Genomic DNA, 20,705 nt, shown 5'->3' with positions numbered 1-20,705 from the left:
GGAAGGTCCTGTTTCAAAACGACTCATGGTGCCAGCGCATCCAGGCGGTCGCGCAAGTGCCGCAGGGTGCGGATCATATACTTTTCCACCATGTTTTTAGACAGCCCCAGGCGTTCGGCGATTTCCTGCTGGGTAAGACCTTCGATCTTCTGCCAGATAAACACCCTGCGGCAGTTGAGTGGCAACTCGGCCAGGGCACGCTCGATGGAGTCCGCCAACTGGATCGCGTGCATATAGTGCTCAGGGTCGCCGGTGTGGGGCGAACGCTGGTCAACGGCGTGCAGCGTCATCGCCTCGCGACGGTCTTCGCGGCGATAGGCATCGACCGCGATATTGCGCGCTGTCTGGTGCAGATAGGCACGGGGTTGTTCAACCTCGCAGGGTTTGGACTCAAGCACCCGCACAAAGGTGTCGTGGGCCAGGTCTTCGGCCTGCTGACGGTTTCTCAGGCGGCGCGTCCAGGTTCCGATCAACTCTTCGTAGTGTTGGAAAAAGCCTGTTCTGCGGGGCGGCTGCGGGATCATCGCGGGTGCACTGGGGAGGCGGGGCGTGAATAGTAATGCTTCCTATTAAGTGGGGGCAATTGCTGGCGGTCGTTCAAATGAGCGATGAACTTGTACGCTGCCCTACCAGTCAGCTGACTGAACTCACAAATCAAAGGTGGGCAGTCCATGCAGCTCTCGTTGGAACAACAAGTGGCCCTGGTCACCGGTGCCAGCTCCGGCATCGGCGCGGGTGCCGCCAAGGCGCTGGCCGAAGCCGGGGCGGCCGTGGTGCTTAACTACAATTCCCAGGCGGCACCGGCGCAAGCCCTCGCCGCGCAGATCAACGCCAACGGCGGACGGGCGATTGCCATCGGTGGCGATGTGTCGAAGGAGGCCGACGTTGAACGCCTGTTTGCCCAGACCCTCGATGCCTTCGGTCATCTGGATATTCTGGTGGCCAATTCCGGCCTGCAAAAAGACGCCAACCTGGTCGACATGAGCCTTGACGACTGGAACACGGTGATCGGCGTCAACCTCACCGGTCAGTTCCTCTGCGCCCGCGCCGCCGTGCGCATTTTCAACCGTCAAGGCGTGCGCGAGGGCGTGTCCCGCGCTGCCGGCAAGATCATCCACATGAGCTCGGTGCACCAGTTGATTCCCTGGGCCGGGCATGTGAATTACGCGGCGTCCAAGGGCGGTGTGGAGATGCTGATGCGCACCCTCGCCCAGGAAGTCAGCGAGCAGCGTATACGGATCAACGGGATTGCGCCGGGGGCGATTCGTACCGCGATCAACCGCGCGGCCACCGAAGGCGCGGCGCAAAAAGAGCTGCTCAAATTGATTCCCTATGGCCGGGTCGGCGATGTGGAAGATGTGGCGAACGCCGTGGTATGGCTGGCCAGCGACGCGTCCGATTATGTGGTCGGCAGCACGCTGTTCATTGATGGCGGCATGAGCCTTTATCCGGAGTTTCGTGGCAATGGTTGATCTGAAGAACGAGCCACAAAGCCCCATTCATGCTCACGGCATCATCGGCGACATGCGCAGCGCGGCGCTGGTGAATGACCAGGGCAGCATCGATTTTTTCTGCTGGCCGGAGTTCGACAGCCCGTCGATTTTCTGCGCATTGCTCGACACGCCTGAAGCGGGCACTTTCCAGCTCACGCCAGACCTGCCCAATGCGCGCCGCGAGCAGATCTACCTGCCCGACACCAATGTGCTGCAAACCCGCTGGCTCAGCGATACGGCGGTGGTGGAAATCACCGATTTGCTGGCGGTCAGCGAAGAGGTCGACGACCTGCCGCTGTTGATCCGCCGCGTGCGGGTGGTCAGCGGCAAGGCGACCTTCCACCTGCGCTGCGCCGTGCGCCATGACTACGCCCGTGCCAAAACGCAGGCCCGTGCCTGCGAGGCGGGCGTGTTGTTCAGCGCGGACGGTCAGCCTGGGCTGCGCCTGGTCGGCAGCCACCCGCTGACACTGGACGATGACGCGGCACTGGCCAGCTTCAGCCTGGCACAGGAAGAAGGCGCCGAGTTCGTGCTCGGCGGCCAGGACGATCCACGCGTGACCAATGCCTGCACCGACCTCTACCTGCAACGCACCTTGAAGTTCTGGCGCAGCTGGATCGGCCAATCGAACTACCGCGGGCGCTGGCGCGAAATGGTCAACCGCTCGGCCTTGGCGCTCAAGCTGCTGACCTCCCGCAAACACGGCGCAATCATCGCCGCCGCCACCTTCGGCCTGCCGGAAAGCCCTGGCGGCGAACGCAACTGGGATTACCGCTACACCTGGATCCGCGACGCCTCGTTTACCGTCTACGCATTCATGCGTTTGGGTTTCGTCGAGGAAGCCAATGCCTACATGCGCTGGCTCAAAGGTCGGGTCAGCGACTGCTGCGGCCAACCCACCAAGATCAACATCCTGTACGGCATCGACGGCCGCCAGGAACTGCCCGAGACCACACTGGACCATTTGAGCGGCCATGGTGGTGCCCAGCCGGTACGTGTGGGCAACGAAGCATTCAGCCAGATTCAGCTGGATATCTACGGCGAACTGATGGACGCGGTCTACCTCGTCAATAAATACGGCGAAGCCATTTCCCACGAAGGCTGGAAACACACCGTGGAGGTGGTCGACCAGGTCTGCGAAATCTGGGATCAGAAAGACGTCGGCATCTGGGAAATGCGCGGCGAGCAGCATCACTTCCTGCACTCGCGCCTGATGTGCTGGGTGGCCTTGGACCGCGCCATCCGCCTGGCCTCCAAGCGCTCGTTACCGGCGCCATTCGCGCGTTGGGACCAGACTCGTCAGGCCATCTATGCGGACATCTGGAGCAATTTCTGGAACGAGGAACGCGGGCATTTTGTGCAGCACATCGGCAGCACCGCGCTTGACGGCTCTATGCTGCTGATGCCGCTGGTGCGCTTCGTTGCCGCAACGGATGCGCGCTGGCTGTCGACACTGAAGGCCATCCAGAAAAGCCTGGTACGTGACGGCATGGTCTACCGTTACCGCAACGACGACAGCCAGATCGACGGGTTGCAAGGCACCGAAGGCGCGTTTACCGCGTGCTCGTTCTGGTACGTCGAATGCCTGGCCCGCGCCGGCCAGGTGGAGGAGGCACACCTGGAGTTCGAACAACTGCTGCGCTACGCCAATCCGCTGGGGCTGTACGCCGAAGAGTTCGACAGCCAGGCTCGGCACCTGGGCAACACGCCTCAGGCGTTGAGCCACTTGGCGTTGATCAGCGCGGCGACGTTTCTGGACCGTAAGCTCAGCGGTACGAAAACGGTATGGCAGCCTTGATGTTAGCGAATTTGTCAGCAACGTTCAGGAGTCAATGATGACCGCCCTCGCCCCGCTGCTCTACGTGCGCACCTCCATGCTCGATATCGCCTATGAGACCCACGGCCCGGTCGAGGGTGCGCCGGTGATCCTGCTGCACGGTTTTCCCTATGACCCTCGCGCCTACGACGAAATCGCTCCGGTCCTGGCCGAGCACGGCTACCGCATACTGGTGCCTTACCTGCGCGGTTATGGCCCGACGCGGTTTATCAACGAGCAGGTCATGCGTTCCGGTCAGCAGGCCGCGCTGGGCAAGGACTTGCTGGACTTCATGGATGCGCTGTCCATCCCCTGCGCCACGCTGGCCGGTTATGACTGGGGTGGGCGCGCCGCGTGTATCGTTGCGGCGCTGTGGCCGGAACGGGTGCGCGGGCTGGTGACCGCAGACGGTTACAACATCCAGGACATCGCCCAGTCGCTCAAGCCGCGGGCGCCTGTGACAGAGCACCGCTTGTGGTACCAGTATTATTTTCACACCCAGCGCGGCGTGGATGGCCTGAGCGCCAATCGGCGGGAGCTGTGCGAGCTGTTGTGGTCGCTGTGGTCACCGACGTGGGCGCGCGGGCCGCACCTGTATGAGCAAACCGCGCCATCGTTCGATAACCCGGATTTTGTCGAGGTGGTGATTCACTCCTACCGCCATCGCTTCATGTATGCGCCGGGAGATCCCGCGCTGGAATTCATCGAGCAGGCATTGGCGCTGCAACCACCGATTGGCGTGCCGAGCATTTCGCTGTGCGGGGCCGATGACGGCGTGGGGCCGCCACCGCAAGAGGATGACGATGTCGAACACTTCAGCGCTTTTTATCGACGCCAGGTGCTGCCCGGCGTCGGCCACAATATTCCTCAGGAAGCGCCGCAAGCCACCCTCGCCGCGCTGCTGGAACTGCTAGGCCGGTGAAAACCGCTCGCGATAGGCCTGAGGCGTTACCGACAGGGCCCGCAGGAAACTGCGGCGCAGGGTTTCTTCGCAGCCAAACCCGCAATGCACGGCGATGCGCTTGATCGGGGTCGTGCTGTCTGCCAGTTGCCGGCGTGCACTTTCAACCCGTATCAGCTCCACGGCCCGCGCCGGGGTCTGGCCGGTTTCGGCACGGTAGTGGCGCACAAAGCTGCGCTCGCTCATGCCCGCCTGGGCGGCCAGGGTGGAAATACTGAGGTCCAGCGACAGGTTCTCGGCGATCCAGGCGTGTAATTCAGCAAAGCGGCTGTCGCTCTTTTGCAGGGACAAGGTCACGCTGAATTGCGACTGTCCGCCGGGACGCTTGAGAAACACCACCAGATGCCGTGCCACTTCCAAAGCGACGGCGCGTCCCAGGTCCTCCTCCACCAAGGCCAGGCACAGGTCGATACCGGCGGTCACACCGGCCGAGGTCCACAGCGTGCCTTGCTGGATAAAGATCGGGTTGGACTCCACTGTCAAGGCGGGAAACCTGCGCGCCAGCTCTTCACAGCGCGTCCAGTGAGTGACCACGCGGCAACCGTCGAGCAGGCCGCTGGCGGCCAGCAGAAAAGCGCCGGTACACACCGAGGCCATGCGCCGGCTGTGCCGCGACTTCTCCCGCACCCAATGCACCAGCGCCGGGGCTTGGGCGGCATCGTAGACACCCCAGCCGCCCGCGATCACCAGTGTGTCGCAGGGCTGCTCGACGTCAGGCAGCGGGTCGGCCACCAGCGCCAGCCCTGCAGACGTCATCACCGGTCTGGCCTGGTCGGCGATCACATTTACCGCATAGGGCAAGGGTAAGCCGCGCTGGCGGGCCAGGTCATTGGCCGACGCGAAGACCTGCAGAGGCCCGGTGACGTCGAGCACCTGAGCATAATCGAAAGCGAGGACATGAATGATTCTGGGCATGATTGGCGAGATTTGTGGGTTCAATGGCGTATTCGCCAAAGCCTAGGCCCCTACAGTGAAGCCGTCCACCCCTTTTATCGGAGCTCCATTCATGACCTTGCATATCGGCTTTGTGCTATTCCCCGGCATCCAGCAACTGGACCTTACCGGCCCCTATGACGTGCTCGGTTCGCTGCCGGACGTGCAATTGCACCTGGTGTGGCAGGACCTGGCACCGGTCACCTCCAGCACCGGCCTGGTATTCACCCCGACCATCACCTACGCCGACTGCCCGAACCTGGATGTGCTGTGTGTGCCCGGTGGTGCCGGTGTCGGCGCACTGATGGAGGACCCGGCCACCCTGGACTTTCTCCGGGACCAGGCGCAAACCGTGCGCTACATGACCTCGGTGTGCACCGGTTCGCTGGTGTTGGGCGCGGCGGGTTTGTTGCGCGGTCGCAAGGCCACTACGCACTGGGCCTACCACGACCTGCTCGCCCCATTGGGCGCGATCCCGGTGCAAGCGCGTGTGGTGCGCGACGGCAACCTGTTTACCGGCGGCGGAATCACGGCGGGGATCGACTTTGCGCTGACCCTGGCAGCAGAGCTGTATAGCGAAGCAGCGGCGCAACTGGTGCAGTTGCAAATCGAATACGCACCGGCGCCGCCCTTTGATGCGGGCCGGCCACAAACAGCACCGGCGCATGTGCTGGCCGAAGCCAACAAACGCACGGCGCAGTCACGCAAGGCGCGTGGCGAGATCACCGCACGGGCAGCGGCCCGATTAGGTTGATGCAATCGCGTCGATGATCATACCCACGCTCTGCGTGGGTATGATCTTACGAGCTGTGAAGGCGTCCCCGCTTCAAGCATTTAGCCCCTCTGCGTCCCCTCTTACCGCCCCCCGCCAAAAAACCTTTTCCCTTCAAACAGGAAAATTCTGACATTTGTTCCTACACTCCAAATCACATCCCAACACCGGGTGACAGAACAAGGAACGTCAACAAAATGGCACACAAAACTCAAATTAACGTGTCTATAATGCTGTCCTCGCTTAATGGTCAACTTATTGACTAAGCCGCAAAAGGGAACCTCCTTTAGCCACTAGCCCCGCAAAACTTCCTTCATTTGGATGGTTTCACTTGGATGGTTGGTTGCGTTTTAACCAGATGTAGCGCGCTGCCTGCTCAATTGAGCGGCCGCAGAGCGACCTTGGTGTGCAATGAGGGATGTTTGTATGCGCGAGAAGTCATCAGTTGTCAGTCTGTTTCTGACCCGGGCCGGCTTTGTTGAATTTTTTGTTGTTTTTGTCAAGTTGGTCCATGGACTGACCGCCATCTTGCCACCGCTGGTCCTGGCGATTTTCCTCGACCCGATGGACTCAGAGATGCGCTCGCACTTCCTGGGGCTGCTGCTGTTTTTCGCGGTCTTGACGATTATTCTGTTCCAGGCCTTGGGCATCTATTCCGAAGAGCTGTTCAGCAACCGCTTGCGCCTGCGCGCCAACATCGTGGCCTGGTCATCGGCGTTCTGCATCCTGCTGTTCATGTACCAGATTCTGCAGGTGTTTCCGCAGTTGAACCCGCGCAATCTGGTGGTGTGGTACTTCGCCAGCCTTGGCCTGTTCTGCCTGGAGCGCCTGGTGATGCTGCGCCTGTACCGCAACCTGATGCGCAAGGGCAAATTCCTGCAACGCACGGTGATCCTGGGCTTCACCGACACGGCCGTGCACGTCGCCGACCACCTGCAACGCAATGGCGATATCCGCTCCGGCCTCATTGGCTTCATCGACGACCGCACCGAACGCATTCCCAAGGAATTGAGCAGCCTGCCCTTGTTGGGCAATACCCGCGACCTGGAAAAGCTGATCCGCGCCGAGCAGGTCAACCAAGTGATGATCTGCCTGCCCTGGGCCGCCGAGCAGCGTATCCATGGGTTGGTCAATCGCCTGCGGCAGATGTCGGTGAACGTGATGCTGGTGCCGGACATGGCCGCTCTGCGCTACGGCCACAGCCGCATCACCGATGTGGGCGGCATCCTCATGTTCAACACCTCACAGCTGCCGCTGCGCGGCTGGTCGCCCTTTATCAAACGCTGCGAAGACCTGCTGCTGGCCAGCATCACGCTGGTGGTGCTGTCGCCGGTGATGCTGTTGACGGCCATCGCGATCAAGCTCGATTCCAAGGGCCCGGTGCTGTTTCGCCAGAACCGCTATGGCTACAACGATAATGAAATCCGCGTCTTCAAGTTCCGTTCGATGTTCACCGACCAGAGCGACTTCACCGCCGAACGCCAGACCACCCGCAAGGACCCGCGCATCACCCGCGTCGGGCGCATCATTCGCAAAACCAGCATCGACGAGTTGCCGCAGTTGTTCAACGTACTGCAGGGCAACATGTCCATGGTCGGCCCACGCCCCCACGCCACCGCAACCAAGGCGGCGGGCATCCCTTTCGAAGTGGCGGTCAGCGAATACAGCTCTCGGCACCGGGTCAAGCCAGGCATCACCGGCTGGGCGCAAATCAACGGCTACCGGGGCGAAACCGACACCTTGTTCAAAATTCAAAAACGCGTCGAGTACGACCTGGAGTACATCTCCAAATGGTCGGTGTGGTTTGACTTGTACATCGTTTTCATGACGGTCCCGGCCGTCCTTTCCACCAAGGAAGTCTATTGATGAATACCCTCAACGGATTAATTCCCTGCATCATTTCCGGTGGTTCGGGCACGCGCTTGTGGCCGGTATCGCGGCAGAACATGCCCAAGCCGTTCATGCGCATGCGCGACGGCCAGAGCCTGCTGCAGAAAACCTTTCAGCGCGCCGCCCGCCTACCCGGTGTGGAGAACGTGCTCACGGTGACCAACCGCGACCTGCTGTTTCGCACCCTGGATGACTACCGTGGAGTCAACAAGGCCCACCTCCCCCTGGACCTGCTGCTCGAGCCCTTCGGGCGCAACACCGCAGCGGCGATTGCCGTGGCGGCGCTGCATGTGCAGGAGCATTTCGGTGGCGACGCGCAACTGCTGGTGATGCCCGCCGACCACCTGGTGCTCAATGAAACCGCATTTGCCGACGCCGTCGCCCAGGCCCGCGACCTGGCCGAAGCGGGCTACCTGGTGACCTTCGGCATTCAACCCGACCACCCGGAAACCGGTTTTGGCTATATCGAAAAAGGCGAAGCACTGCGCCTGGGCAACCGCGTCAAACGCTTTGTCGAAAAGCCCGACCTGGCCACCGCGCAAGCCTACCTCGACGGCGGCAAACACCTATGGAACGCGGGCATGTTCTGCTTCAAGGCCAGCACGCTGGTGGATGAACTGGACACCCATGCGCCCGACGTGCTGATCGCCGCACGTGCAGCCCTTGAGCACAGCCAGCTCCTGCAAAACAAAACCTCGCGCCAGCGCGAACTGGACAGTGACGCATTCGGCAGTGCGCCGGACATTTCCATTGACGTGGCGCTGATGGAGAAATCCAGCCAAGTGGCCGTGGTGCCGTGCGATATCGGCTGGAGCGATATAGGTTCCTGGGAAGCCCTGCGCCAACTCACGCCCAGCGATGCCCAGGGCAACCAGGTCAATGGCGAAGCGATTTTGCATGACGTGCACAACTGCTACATCGACTCGCCCAAGCGCGTACTCGGCGCCGTCGGCGTGCGTGACCTGATCATTGTCGACACGCCCGACGCGCTGCTGATCGCCGACGCTCACCGCAGCCAGGACGTGCGCTACATCGTGGCCGAACTCAAGCGCCAGAACCATCCGGCCTTCAGCCTGCACCGCACCGTCACCCGGCCGTGGGGCACCTACACCGTGCTGGAGGAAAGCAGCCGCTTTAAAATCAAGCGCATCGTGGTCAAGCCCCAGGCGTCGCTGTCGCTGCAAATGCACCATCACCGCAGCGAACACTGGGTGGTGGTCAGCGGCGCAGCACAGATCACCAACGGCGAGCGAGAATTCCTGATCAACGCCAACGAATCCACCTATATACCGGCCGGGCACAAACACCGCCTGACCAACCCCGGCATCATCGACCTGGTGATGATCGAGGTGCAGAGCGGCGAGTACCTGGGCGAAGACGATATTGTGCGTTTCGATGACATCTATGGGCGTGCGCCTGCCGAAGTGAAGAAGTGACATGCGCACCTCACTGATCATTCCGACCCGCAATGCATCCAGCCATCTGGCGCGGCTGTTGCCTGCGCTGAAGATGCAAACCCTGCAACCGGACGAGATGCTGGTGGTCGACAGCGCGTCCAGCGATGACACCGTGGCGCGCTTTCGCGACTACGGCGCACGGGTCGAGGTGATCGACGCCCGCACCTTCAACCACGGCGGTACGCGACGCTGGGCCAGTGAGCAGGTGAGCGGCGATGCCCTGATCGTGATGACCCAGGACGCCATTCCCGCCACTCCCGAGACCTTCGCCAACCTGATCGCTGAATTGCAGCAGGATCCGCTCAACGGCGTCGCCTATGGACGCCAGCTGCCACACCCCGATGCCGGTGTGCTGGGCGCGCAGTCGCGACATTTCAATTACCCGGCCCAAAGCCGCAGCAAGCGCCTGGCCGATGCGCCGGAACTGGGGATCAAGACCTGTTTCAGCTCCGACTCGTTTTCCGCGTACCGGCGCAGCGCCTTGCACGCCGTGGGTGGCTTCCCCGCCGATGTCATCGGCAGCGAAGACGCCTACGTCGCGGCACGCATGCTGATCGAAGGCTACACCGTGCGCTACGCCGCCTCCGCGCAGGTGTACCACTCCCACGATTACCGACTCATGGATGAGTTTCACCGTTACTTCGACATTGGCGTGTTCTACGGTCGCGAACCGTGGATACGCCAGGCCTTTGGCGATGCCGGCGGTGAAGGTAAACGCTATGTACTGGCTGAACTCGCGGCGTTGCGCGCAGCCGGTGCATTGCACCGCGTACCCGAAGTACTGGTGCGCAGCGCGTTCAAGTTGCTCGGCTATCGGCTGGGCCATCAGGAACGTCGGCTACCCCTCGCCCTCAAGCGGCGCATCAGCATGTTCCCCGGTTATTGGAGGTGAGCATCATGACCTACAGGAAGTCCTATTTGATGAAACGAACCCTGCTCGTCCTGGCCATGATGGCCCTGGCCGCCTGCAATACACCCGCACGCATCGTCGCGCCTGACGGCAAGACCGTCGAGGACGGCAAGCGCGCCCTCGACCAACTGGCCCAGCTACCGCCGGCGGTGGAACGCATCCGCATCGGCGATCAGTTGCGCATCGTGCGCGATGCCGGGGAAATGCCGACACTGTCGGCGTTCAACGTCAGCACGATCTATGAGCTGACGCTGTACACGGTGCAGACCGACGGCAAGATCAACTACCCGTTCCTGGGCCCGATCCAGGTGGCCCGACGCACGCCGGGGGAAGTGGCGAACGAGCTGAGCAACAAGCTCGCGCCGGTGTATCGCGAGCCGCGGGTGACGGTGAACATCAACCAGGCGCCGGGCAATTCGATCATCGTCGGCGGCGCGGTGAACAACCCGTCCACGGTGCCGATCGCCTCGGCCAACACCCTGGAGCAAGCCATTGTCGGCGCCGGCGGGGTCAACCCGGCGGGCAACGCCAGCATGGTTGCGCTGCTGCGCGAGGATAACCAGGGCACTTACCGCGCCTACTTCCTGGACTTCAGCCAATACCTCAAGACCGGTCCCAACGGGCGCAAACAAGTGCCTCTGCAACGCGGTGACGTGGTGTTCGTGCCCAAATCCAATGTGGGCGAGCGCATCCAGGGCGTGGATACCTACCTGAACCAACTGATCCCATTCACCAAGTCGATCGGGGTTGGCTACAACTACACCCGAACCAGCGGCGGCAGTAACTAAAGGAGCGACATCCCATGATCGAGATCCGTTCTTTTCGCGATCTTCTGCGCCTGTTCTTCATCTTCCGGCATGAGTTCAAGCTGGCGGCCATCGCGGCGCTGGTGATCATTCTGCTGGGGGCCTTCCTGCTGCCCGCCAAGTACGAATCCACCGCGCGTCTGCTGGTCAAGCCGGGGCGTGATTCGACGCTGCCGATCGAGATCAGCAACCGCCAGGCGCTGGTCATGCCCAGCACCCAGCGCGACCCGATTGTCGATGAGGAACGCCTGCTGACCGGTCGCCCGATCGTGCGTGCGGTGGCTGAGCATTACCTGGAAGTCATCGACAAAATGCCGCCGCCGGAAGGCATCTGGAAACGCACCAAGTACTACGTCAAAAACGGCATCGGCGCGGTGTTCGACGGGGTGCGCGTGGTGCTGGAAACCGTGGGCGTCATTGAACAGACCACACCAGTGGAGCGCCTCGCCGCGAGCCTGGAGAAGAACTTCGAAGTCAGCCACGCGGCCGGGTCCACCGTGATGGACATCAGCTTCAAGTGGAGCGACCCCGAGATCGCCCAGGCGGTGGTCAAGAGTTGGGTCGAAACCTACATCAACGAACGCACCCAGGCCCTGGGGCGCAAAAGCCTCTACGCCTTCTATGAAGGCCAGGTGTCCAACAGCGCCACCGAAATCAAGAGCTACAAGGAGCAGATCCTTGCCCACTTGAACCAGATCGGCGCGGCGAGCATCACCGACCGCCTGGAAGACTTGTCCGAGCGCATCAACGTGCTGCGCGGCGAGACCTTCAACACCACGCGCTTGATCGCCTCCTCGGACAGCGCCCTTGATAGCACGCGTACCCAGCTCAAGACGCAGCCCAAGGAAGTGACCACGGTTCGCCAGATCGCGCTGAACCCACAGCAGCAGGATCTGCGTCGTCTGCTTAACCAGAAGCTGCTGGAAAAAGCCGACATGATGCGCACCTACACCGATAACGCGCCGCCGGTCAAAGCCCTGGATGCGTCGATTCGGGCAATGCAGGCCCAGGTCGCCAGTGAAAGCAACACCGTGCAAAGCTCGGAAAACCGCGCGCCGAACACCCTGGAAATTCACTTGCAGCGCGTGCTGCTCGATGAATCCAGCAACAACCTGGCGTTGCGTACCCAACTGGTGCAACAGCAGAAACAACTGGTCAACCTCGAAGCGCAACGCAAGGAGGCCCTGGAGATTGAACCGGAGCTGGCGCGCCTGTCCCGTGAGTTGAGTGCCACCGAGCGGAACTACGCGCTGTACGTGGACAACCTGGAAAAATCGCGTATCGACCGTGAGCTGGATAACAGCCAGATCAGCAACATCGCGGTGATCGAGGAAGCCACCCTGAACCCAGGCCGTATCTTCCCCAAAACCCTGCTGATGCTCTTGCTGGCGATTCCGTTCGCCATCGTCGTCGGCCTGCTGGTGATCTACCTGTGCTACCTGCTCGACCAGCGCATTCACGATGGCGGCCTGGTGGAACGCAAGTTCGGCCTGCCGCTGTGGACCACCCTGCCGGAGCTGGACACCAGCACCGCGCAAGGCACCAATGCGTTCAATGCGAGCATCTACCGGTTGTACGGCCTGCTGCAGCTGGACCGCGTGGCCGAACGCGGCCTGACCCTCGGGTTGACCTCGGCGCGCCACGGTGAAGGGGTGACCTTCGTGGTCGAGCAACTGCGCCAACTGCTCCAGGAAAATGGCATCACCGTGCGCGTCGGCGGGGCTGCTCCCGCCGAGCCGGGCGAAGTGGTGCTGCTGGATGCCTCCGCGCTGCTGGACAACCGCGATGCGTTCGTCAACCTGCGGCGCGCCGACCTGATCGCGCTGGTGGTGGAAGCCCAGAAAAGCACGGTACCCGTGGTGGAGCACGCGCTGTCGATCCTCAACACAGCCTTCGGCAAAGTCGATGGCATCATCATCAACCGGCGTAAATTCGAAGTGCCGGCCAAGGTGCTGCAGACCATCGCCAAATACCGGGGGGCGTTCTGATGCGCATCGCCCTGCTCGCGCCTTTGCCACCGGAAAAGAATGGGATCGCCGATTACGCGAACCATTTCAAGACGGCATTGGAGCAGTTGGGCGTGACGGTGGTGACACCGTTGAATGGCGTGGAAGGCTCGAGCGCGGCGATCAAGCAGGCCATCGCCGCATTCGACTGGCGCGGCGTGGACCTGGTCCACGCCGAGCTGGGCGGCGGGCGCCTGGGAGAGTTCCTGGCCCTGCGCGAGTTGCGCAAGGCCTACCCGAAGCTGCCGCTGACCGCCACCGTGCATGACCCCGAACGCATCGTATGGCGGCGCGAGCAACTGCCCTTCCCGCTCAACCTGCTGGAGCGCCTGCCCAGCCCATTGCCGCAGGCGGCAGTGGTGCTGGCAGACCCCTTGACCCTGCGCGAAGAACGCCATGTCGCCCGTGGCCTGACCAGGCTGATCACCCTCACCCGCCTGGGCGCTGACTGTCTGAGCCAGCGCATGCAACTGCCTGCCGGCAAAGTGGCGGTGATCAACCACGCCAACCTGGCCATCGCAGCCGTGGCGCTGCCACCGCTGGATACGCTGCACCTGCTGTATTTTGGTTTTATCTACCGTGGCAAAGGCATTGAAGACCTGTTGCAGGCCCTGGCCGCTGTCTTCAAGCAAGCCCCTCAATTGCGTGACCGTGTGCGCCTGACCCTGGCCGGTGGCACTGCCGCCGAAATGGCGTTTGGCGCGGGCGGTAATTACCTGGAGCAGTTGAACCGCCAGATCGCCGACCTCGGCCTGGCCGGCTCCATCGACTGGCGGCTCAACTTGCCGGCCGACGAAATTGCCCAAACGATCCAGGCCCACCATGTGATGGTGCTGCCGTATCGCGAATCGAAAAAACTCGGCCTGCTCGGCCGTCAGCGCGGCACCAGTGGCGCCTTGTCCTGGGCCGCCGCGTGTGGGCGCGGAGCGATTACCTCCGATGCCCGGGCGTTTGCCGAAGAAGTCGCCAGCGGTAACGGCGCGATCTTCCGCGAAGGCGATGTGGCCGCGCTGGCCGAGCAATTGCTGCGCCTGGCCCATACGCCGACACTGGCCCAGGACTGGGCCGAACGCGCCGCGGCCATCGGCCGCGAACGCCTTTGGCCGCTGACCGCGCAGCGCTTCAAGCAGTTGTTCGAGCAAGCCATAGAGGGAGCCCCGTATGGCGCGTAAACGTACCTACTTCGCCACCCTTGCGCTGGTCGCGGCCCTGGGCCTGACCGCCTTTATCTGGGGGCGCCCGGCCGACGCCGAGAACCATGTGCTCAAGGGCAACAAGGTGGTGGTGTGGAAAGACTTCCTGGGGGTGAATGCGCAGTTTTTGTGGTTCAGCCCCGAGCGTTACCAACTGCAGATCGACCGCCTCAAAGAACTGGGCCTGGAGTGGGTGCGCCTGGACCTGCATTGGGACCGGCTGGAGCCCGCCGCCGACCAATACCAAGTGGCAACCTTGGATGAGTTAGTCACCAAGCTCAAAGACAACCAGCTCAAGTCGGTGTTCTATCTGGTCGGCTCGGCGCCGTTCATCACCACCGCGCCGGCGGGTGCCCCCTATCAGGACCAGTACCCGCCGCAGGACCCGAATGTATTTGCGACTCGCATGGCCCTGTTGGCCCAGCGCTACCCCAGCGTCGACGCCTGGCAGGTGTGGAACGAGCCGAACCTGTTGGGCTTCTGGCGCCCGGCGGCGGACCCGGCCGGCTATGCCAGGCTGCTGAGCACCACCGCCGCCGCACTGCGCGCGGTCAACCCGAACAAACCGGTGGTGGCGGCCGGCATGGCGTTTTTCAGCGAAATGCCCAACGGGCAGACCATGCTCGACGCCCTTGGCGCACTCGGCGTGCCGAGCCTGAATACGGTGATGTCCTACCACCCTTATACCCAACTGCCCGAAGGCAACGACCCGGCCAACCTCGACTTCGTGGCCAAGACCACCGCGCTCAACCAGAAGCTGCGCGCCAGCGGCGTGAAAACCCTGTGGAGCACCGAGTGGGGCTGGTCGAACTACACCGGGCCCAAGGAAGCCCAGGACATCATCACCCAACAGGGCCAGGCCGACTACGTGATACGCCGCCTGGCACTGATGAGCGCGCTGGATTTCGACAAGATTTTCCTGTTCACCCTGAGCGACCTCGACCAGCGCGCCAGCGTGCGCGACCGTTCCTATGGCTTGCTCGATATCGACGCCAAGCCCAAGCCCGTCTACACCGCCTTGAAAAATTTCCTCGACGTCAGTGGGCCGCAACTGACCCCCGGCGACCCGCCTGCCGCCGACCAGTCGCCCGACGGCCTGTTCAGCATCGGCTGGACCCGCGCCGATGGCCGCAAGCTGTGGTTTTTCTGGTCGGCGCGTGGCGGCAACGCGCACTTGCCGGGCCTGACCAGCGCCACCCTGTACGACCCGTTGCGCGGCACACAAACACCGGTCAGCGGTACCAATGGGCTGACCGTGCCGGTCAAGTCGAACCTGCAAATTCTGTTATGGGATTGAAGTCCGCCATGCGCATTTTATGGATCCTGCCCTACTCGCCCTGGCCCGCCACCAGCGGCGGCAAGACGCGCCAGTTCCACCTGCTGCGCAGCCTGGCCGCGCGCGGGCACCGGATCACCTTGCTGCTGCATGACAAGCAGGCGGTGTCGCTGACCGATCGCCAGGTACTGGAAGCGTTTCTCGAGCAGTTGATCATCCTGCCCCGCCGCCCACTGCGCAGCGTGAAAACCCTGGTGGCCGGGCTGTTTGCGCCTTACCCACTGCTGGCCAGCGTGAATGGTCTGTCGGGGGCGCTGCAGGACAGGTTCAACCAATTGCTCAATGAACACTGGGACGTGGTGCAGATTGAACACACCTACACCTTCCAGCCTTATGAAGATGCCTTGGTGCGCAAATCCCAACCCTTCGTGCTGACCGAACACAACGTTGAGTCGGCGCTCGGCGCGGCGACCTACGACCGCCTGCCACGTTGGGCGCTGCCGTTCATTCGCTATGACCAATGGCGCTACACGCGCTGGGAGCGGCGCGTGATGCGCCAGGCCACCCAGGTGGTGGCGGTAACCGACAGCGACGCGCAGGTGCTGGAAAAGATTGCCGGCAAGCCGGTGCCGGTGGTGGTCAATGGCGTGGACTGCGACCATTTTGCCGGCGCCCGCCCCGACCCGTCCGCCCGCCGCGTGCTGTTTTTGGGCAACTATGAATACGCGCCCAATGTGGATGCCATCGAGTGGGCCCTGGATGAAATACTGCCCAAAGTCTGGGAGCGTTGCCCCGAGGCGCGCATGAGCGTGTGTGGCTTCGGCATGCCCGGCAGTTGGCGCGAACGCTGGCAGGACCCGCGCATCGAGTGGCAAGGTTTTGTGCCGAACCTGTTGACCCTGCAATCGACCTGCTCGGTGTTTCTCGCGCCGTTGCGCCACGGCGGCGGCTCCAAGCTCAAAGTACTCGAAGCACTCGCCGCCGGCCTGCCTCTGGCCAGCACCGAACAAGGCGTGTCGGGCCTGGACCTGGTCGATGGCCTGGACTATCTCGGCGGGCAAACCGCCGTCGGCCTGGCGGACGCCGTGGTGCGCCTGCTGCAGTCGCCCGAAACCGCCGCGCCGATGGGTGAAGCCGGGCGTGCCTACGTGCGGCGGGCCCATGACTGGAGCGTTGCCGCCAGCCAACTGGAGCAGGTGTACGCCAGCCTCTCGCCGCTCAATCAAAAGGAGCCCGCATGCGCGTAGGCCTGGATTACCGCACCGTCGGCACCTCACCGCAATCGGGCATCAGCCGCCAGGTGTATGCGCTGGAAAGCGCCCTGCGCAGCGTGCCGGACATCGAGCTGGAGCGGTTTACCGTGGCGCCCCTGGGCGATGAGACTCGCTTGCAGGCACACTGCCCGGCCTGGGGCTGTGCGAAAACAGCGATGCACCAGCCACACAATCGCCTGCGTTTCGAAGCCGGTTTCCTGCCCCGTGCCCTGCGCGAACAGCACATCGACCTGTACATCAGCACCTTCAATATGGGCCTGCCGTTGCCGCCCAAGCCCAAGGGCTTGCGCACCGTGGTGCTGCTGCACGACCTGTTTCAGATCACGCTGGACAACTACCACGCCAGCCGCCTGAAGGCGCGGGTGTACAAGACCACCGATCGCCTGTCGATCGCCTATGCCGTGCGCAGTGCCGACCGGGTGTGGACGCCGTCGCACTACAGCGCCGACGAAACCGCGCGGTTGTTTCCCCACGCGGCGGGCAAAATTCGCGTGCTGCCCAATCAGGTGGAGGGCTTCAACGAACCTGCGGCGGACCTGTCCGCGCGCCAATTGCCCACGGGGTTCTGGCTGCTGGTCGGCACCCGTGAATTGCGCAAGAACGTGCCGTTCCTGGTGGATGCCTGGCAACAGGCGCGGCGCCAATCCCCCGGCGTGCCGGAACTGGTGCTGGTGGGCAGCCTTGAGCACTTGCCTGAAGCCCAGCGCACGCTGCCGGGCATTCGCGCATTGAGTGGCGTTTCCGACGCCGAGTTGCAGGGGCTGTACCGCCAGGCGTCACGCGTGTGGCAGCCGTCCTATGCTGAAGGCTTCGGTTTGCCGGTGATTGAAGCGCTGAGCGTTGGCACCCCTGTAGCCGTGGCCAGTGGCACCTCCCTGGACGAAATCACCCCGCCGTCGGCGCCGCGCTTTTCGCCCACCGATGGCCCCGCACTGGTACAGCTGATGCTGAACCTGGCTGAGCACGGTGATGAAGCCACGCCCGAACAACACCGCCAATGGGCCGAACGCTTTAACCAACACGCCTATCGCCGACGCCTGGCCGAACTGATCGAGGAACTGAAATGAGACTCTCCCTGGCAAGCCTCGTCGCAATCCTCTTCGGCGTGCTGTTTGGCGTGGTCGCCCTGGCGCTGTCACCGGCCAAGGCGTTTCTTGCCGTGATCGGACTGGCGGCGGCCGTGACCATCCTGCGCTTTCCATTCTGGGGCTTGCTGCTGTTCGCCCTGGTCGCCACGTTCATGCCCTACTCCACGCTCAATCTGGGCATCCGCAGTACGGTGAGCGAAGCCATTCTCGCGCTGACCTGGGGGGCGGTGCTGTGGCACAGTTTTCTGTCACGCCTGCCGGACGCGCCGCGCCTGGCGCGCCGCCCCACCGACCAGATGCTGCTGTGGCTGATGCTGTTCAGCGTGTTCCCGTTTATCGTCGGCCAGGTCAGCATCCACGCCGAAAGCAGCGGCGTGGCCAACTGGCTGCGCTGGTTGCTGAACCTGTCGGGGGTATTTCTCACAGCCAAGCTGCTGGTGGACTACAAGCGCCGCGAAAGCCTGGTGATCGCCTTGCTGCTGGGCACCCTGGCGATGCTGGTGATGTCGATCGCGGTGTTCGTGCGCACGCGCTCCGGGGCGGGGATTGCGCCGATCCTGGCGCTGCTCAACTACGGCAACTTCGACATGTTGAAATTCGGCCTGGAAGCCATGTCCTCGCGTATGGGCTCGCCGTGGATGCACCCGAACGCCATCGGCGGAATCATGGCGCTGCTGCTGCCCCTGGCCTTCTGCTATGGCATGACCGAGCAGGGCTGGAAGCGCGCACTGGGCCTGGGCGTGGCCTGCCTGGGGGCGGCGGCGTTGCTGCTGGCGAGCAGCCGGGGGGCGATGGTCAGCCTGGCGCTGGTGCTGATCTGGCTGGCCACGCGACGCGTGCCTTACACCGGGCGGTTATTGATGATCGGCGCGGCGTTGACCGTGGCGTTGGTGATGGCTTACCCGCCGCTGCAGGAACGCCTGGCGACTATTTTCTCGTCGAGCAACGCCAGTACCGAAGTGCGTTTCGACGAATACCGCATGTTCCCGCAGGCCGTGGCGGCCTATCCGTTCGGCATCGGTTTCAAAGTCGACCCGCCGGTACCGGGCACGCACTTGCTGGGGATCTCCAACCTGTGGCTGAACTTCATCTACAAGACCGGCGTGGTCGGCATGCTCTTGTTTATCGCGGTGACCGTGCGCTGGTGGCGTGAAGCCCGGCCGGAAAAGGGCCCGATCCGCCTGACCAAGGACAATGCCCTGTGGCTGGGCAGCACGGCGGGGATTCTGTCGGCGCTGGTCAGCGGTTTGTTTGACCACTACTTCAGTTTTGCCGTGGTAATGGTGGCGCTGTTCTGGCTGATGGTGGGAATTAACGTACTGGAGGCGCGCCGCTTGTTTCCGGCACGTCTGCCTCAGGTCAAAGCGGTGGTGTTTCGCAAGCCGCTGCTTGATGGCGCGCGCCCCTGATGCTCGGATCTGCCGTATGGCTGACCGTGGCGACCCTGCTGGGCCTGTGCCTGGGGTTCGCGCGCGAGTGGTTGCTGGTGGCGGCCTGGGGCGCGGGAGAGCGCAGTGATGCGTTCCTGATCGCGCTGTTCTTGCCCGAGGCGCTGCGCATGTCGCTGGCCGGCGGCGTGTTGAGTGCCGCCGCGCTGCCGCTGTACCTGCAACGCCAGGATGGCGAACGCCTGGGCTGGCTGGCGGTGCTGTTCCCCGCGTTGATGCTGATCGCGCTGCTTACCAGCCTGCTGCTGATGCTTCTGGCGCCCTGGCTGGTGCAAGTGCTCGGCCCGGGGTTGGCGGCAAGCGCTACGTCGCTGGCCGCCAGCAATCTGCAGATTGTGGCGTGGTGTGTGCCGGGTCTGCTGCTGCATGCGCTGTTCAGTGTGCCATTGCAGGCCAGCGAGCGTTTTGTGTTGGCGGGGCTGGGTTCGCTGCTGTTCAACCTGCCACCGGTGATTTACCTCGCGCTGGCCGGCACTGCCAGCCAGCCGCATACCCTTGCGCTGGCGTGCTTGATCGGCAGTGGCTTGATGCCGCTGGCGCTGCTGCCGTCGATTTGGCGCCTGGGCTGGCGACCGTGGCGCGTGCAGCTGTCGCTCGCGCCTCTGCGGGAGCTGGGCCAGCGCATCGGCCCGCTGTTGCTGAGCAATGGCGCCAGCCAGGGCCTGGCGTTGATCGAACGGCTGGTGGCGTCGCTGCTGGGCGAAGGCGCGGTGACCTGGGTCAACCTGGCGCGCAAGCTGATGAATCTGCCCCTGATTGCGTTGATGAGCCTCAATCAAGTGCTGCTCGGCATGATGAGCCGACGCCAGGGCGATGAACGCCTGGCCCTGCTCAAGCGCGGCCTGGAAACCGCCAGCGTGCTGACCTTGCCGGCCGGCGTCGGCCTGGTGGCGGCGGCACCGAGCCTGGTGGTGCTGCTGCTGCCCACTCAATCGGCGGACTCGCCGCTGCCGCTGTTGCTGGCAGGGTTTGCCGTGCCTTTGGTGTTCGGTGCGTGGAACGCCCTGCTCGCGCGTTATGCCTACGCCGCCGGCGATACGCGCCAGCCACTGCGCTGCGAGCTGCTCGGCAGCCTGGTCAACGTGCTGTTGCTGGGCGTGCTGCCGTTTGCGTTCGGCCTGGCCGGTATCCCCTTGGCGGCGCTGGCGGGCGTGCTCTGCACCGCGCTGCTGTTGATGCAGCGCCAGGCCTTGCTCGGTGCCCTGCCCTGGGCGCGGCAATGGCTGCTCAGCGCGGGGCTGCTGGGGCTGGCGGCGCTGATGTTGTTTCGAATCGAAGACGTGTGGCTGCAATTGGGCTTGAGCACCCTGGCTGGCGCCGTGGTGTTGTTGGGTATGGGGCTGTGGCTCAAGCCATGGCGCAAGGCGTGAATGATCGTTCGG

The 20,705-nt window shown here is 63.2% G+C and carries 17 protein-coding genes; 15 read left to right on the top strand and 2 right to left on the bottom strand.

Going from position 1 to position 20,705, the window contains the following annotated elements:
* Nucleotides 1–23: 23 nt before the first annotated feature.
* On the bottom strand, nt 24–524 hold the full coding sequence (locus QF045_RS12270; RefSeq protein WP_306492410.1) for a sigma-70 family RNA polymerase sigma factor: 501 nt from the start codon (nt 522–524) through the stop codon (nt 24–26).
* A gap of 147 nt (nt 525–671) precedes the next feature.
* On the opposite strand from QF045_RS12270, the gene QF045_RS12265 reads away from it, so the two are divergent.
* The 3 genes from QF045_RS12265 to QF045_RS12255 are packed head-to-tail and all read left to right on the top strand — an operon-like array spanning nt 672 to nt 4,231.
* Nucleotides 672–1,472: a glucose 1-dehydrogenase gene (locus QF045_RS12265; protein ID WP_306492409.1), complete on the top strand. Its 801-nt coding sequence runs from the start codon at nt 672–674 to the stop codon at nt 1,470–1,472.
* Complete coding sequence (locus tag QF045_RS12260; RefSeq protein WP_306492408.1) at nt 1,465–3,291, top strand: glycoside hydrolase family 15 protein; 1,827 nt, start codon at nt 1,465–1,467, stop codon at nt 3,289–3,291. Before QF045_RS12265 ends, QF045_RS12260 begins: the two co-directional genes overlap by 8 nt.
* 37 nt (nt 3,292–3,328) lie before the next feature.
* Complete coding sequence (locus tag QF045_RS12255; protein ID WP_306492407.1) at nt 3,329–4,231, top strand: alpha/beta fold hydrolase; 903 nt, start codon at nt 3,329–3,331, stop codon at nt 4,229–4,231.
* On the opposite strand, the gene QF045_RS12250 is transcribed toward QF045_RS12255, so the two are convergent.
* Nucleotides 4,220–5,185, bottom strand: coding sequence for a GlxA family transcriptional regulator (locus QF045_RS12250; RefSeq protein WP_306492406.1), 966 nt, complete (start codon nt 5,183–5,185; stop codon nt 4,220–4,222). The genes QF045_RS12255 and QF045_RS12250 overlap by 12 nt on opposite strands.
* Before the next feature lie 91 nt (nt 5,186–5,276).
* Between QF045_RS12250 and inhA the strand changes: the two genes are divergently transcribed.
* The 12 genes from inhA to QF045_RS12190 all read left to right on the top strand — a co-directional run bounded on the left by inhA (nt 5,277) and on the right by QF045_RS12190 (nt 20,693).
* Complete coding sequence (gene inhA / locus QF045_RS12245) at nt 5,277–5,957, top strand: isonitrile hydratase (RefSeq protein WP_306492405.1); 681 nt, start codon at nt 5,277–5,279, stop codon at nt 5,955–5,957.
* Nucleotides 5,958–6,401: 444 nt separating this feature from the next.
* On the top strand, nt 6,402–7,841 hold the full coding sequence (locus QF045_RS12240; RefSeq protein ID WP_306492404.1) for an undecaprenyl-phosphate glucose phosphotransferase: 1,440 nt from the start codon (nt 6,402–6,404) through the stop codon (nt 7,839–7,841).
* The gene (locus QF045_RS12235; protein WP_306492403.1) at nt 7,841–9,301 is read left to right on the top strand and encodes a mannose-1-phosphate guanylyltransferase/mannose-6-phosphate isomerase; all 1,461 of its coding nucleotides are present in this window, start codon (nt 7,841–7,843) and stop codon (nt 9,299–9,301) included. The genes QF045_RS12240 and QF045_RS12235 overlap by 1 nt, the downstream gene beginning before the upstream one ends.
* A 1-nt stretch (nt 9,302) precedes the next feature.
* A complete protein-coding gene (locus QF045_RS12230; protein ID WP_306492402.1) occupies nt 9,303–10,214 on the top strand; it encodes a glycosyltransferase family 2 protein in 912 nt (303 codons plus the stop codon).
* A 29-nt stretch (nt 10,215–10,243) separates the two neighbouring features.
* Complete coding sequence (locus QF045_RS12225; RefSeq protein ID WP_306492401.1) at nt 10,244–11,020, top strand: polysaccharide biosynthesis/export family protein; 777 nt, start codon at nt 10,244–10,246, stop codon at nt 11,018–11,020.
* Between the two features lie 14 nt (nt 11,021–11,034).
* The gene (locus tag QF045_RS12220; RefSeq protein ID WP_306492400.1) at nt 11,035–13,026 is read left to right on the top strand and encodes an exopolysaccharide transport family protein; all 1,992 of its coding nucleotides are present in this window, start codon (nt 11,035–11,037) and stop codon (nt 13,024–13,026) included.
* A complete protein-coding gene (locus QF045_RS12215) occupies nt 13,026–14,216 on the top strand; it encodes a glycosyltransferase (protein ID WP_306492399.1) in 1,191 nt (396 codons plus the stop codon). Before QF045_RS12220 ends, QF045_RS12215 begins: the two co-directional genes overlap by 1 nt.
* Nucleotides 14,206–15,534, top strand: coding sequence for a cellulase family glycosylhydrolase (locus QF045_RS12210; protein ID WP_306492398.1), 1,329 nt, complete (start codon nt 14,206–14,208; stop codon nt 15,532–15,534). Before QF045_RS12215 ends, QF045_RS12210 begins: the two co-directional genes overlap by 11 nt.
* 8 nt (nt 15,535–15,542) lie before the next feature.
* Nucleotides 15,543–16,760, top strand: a complete 1,218-nt coding sequence (locus tag QF045_RS12205; RefSeq protein ID WP_306492397.1) for a glycosyltransferase family 4 protein — start codon at nt 15,543–15,545, stop codon at nt 16,758–16,760.
* Nucleotides 16,751–17,854: a glycosyltransferase family 1 protein gene (locus QF045_RS12200; protein ID WP_306492396.1), complete on the top strand. Its 1,104-nt coding sequence runs from the start codon at nt 16,751–16,753 to the stop codon at nt 17,852–17,854. The genes QF045_RS12205 and QF045_RS12200 overlap by 10 nt, the downstream gene beginning before the upstream one ends.
* Nucleotides 17,851–19,284: an O-antigen ligase gene (locus QF045_RS12195; RefSeq protein WP_306492395.1), complete on the top strand. Its 1,434-nt coding sequence runs from the start codon at nt 17,851–17,853 to the stop codon at nt 19,282–19,284. The genes QF045_RS12200 and QF045_RS12195 overlap by 4 nt, the downstream gene beginning before the upstream one ends.
* Entirely contained in the window at nt 19,284–20,693 is a 1,410-nt protein-coding gene (locus QF045_RS12190; RefSeq protein ID WP_306492394.1) for a lipid II flippase MurJ, read from the top strand. The genes QF045_RS12195 and QF045_RS12190 overlap by 1 nt, the downstream gene beginning before the upstream one ends.
* The last annotated feature ends 12 nt before the right edge of the window (nt 20,694–20,705 follow it).

The organism is Pseudomonas sp. W4I3 (assembly GCF_030816195.1).
Lineage (GTDB): Bacteria > Pseudomonadota > Gammaproteobacteria > Pseudomonadales > Pseudomonadaceae > Aquipseudomonas.
This window is presented reverse-complemented; position numbering and strand designations above follow the sequence as displayed.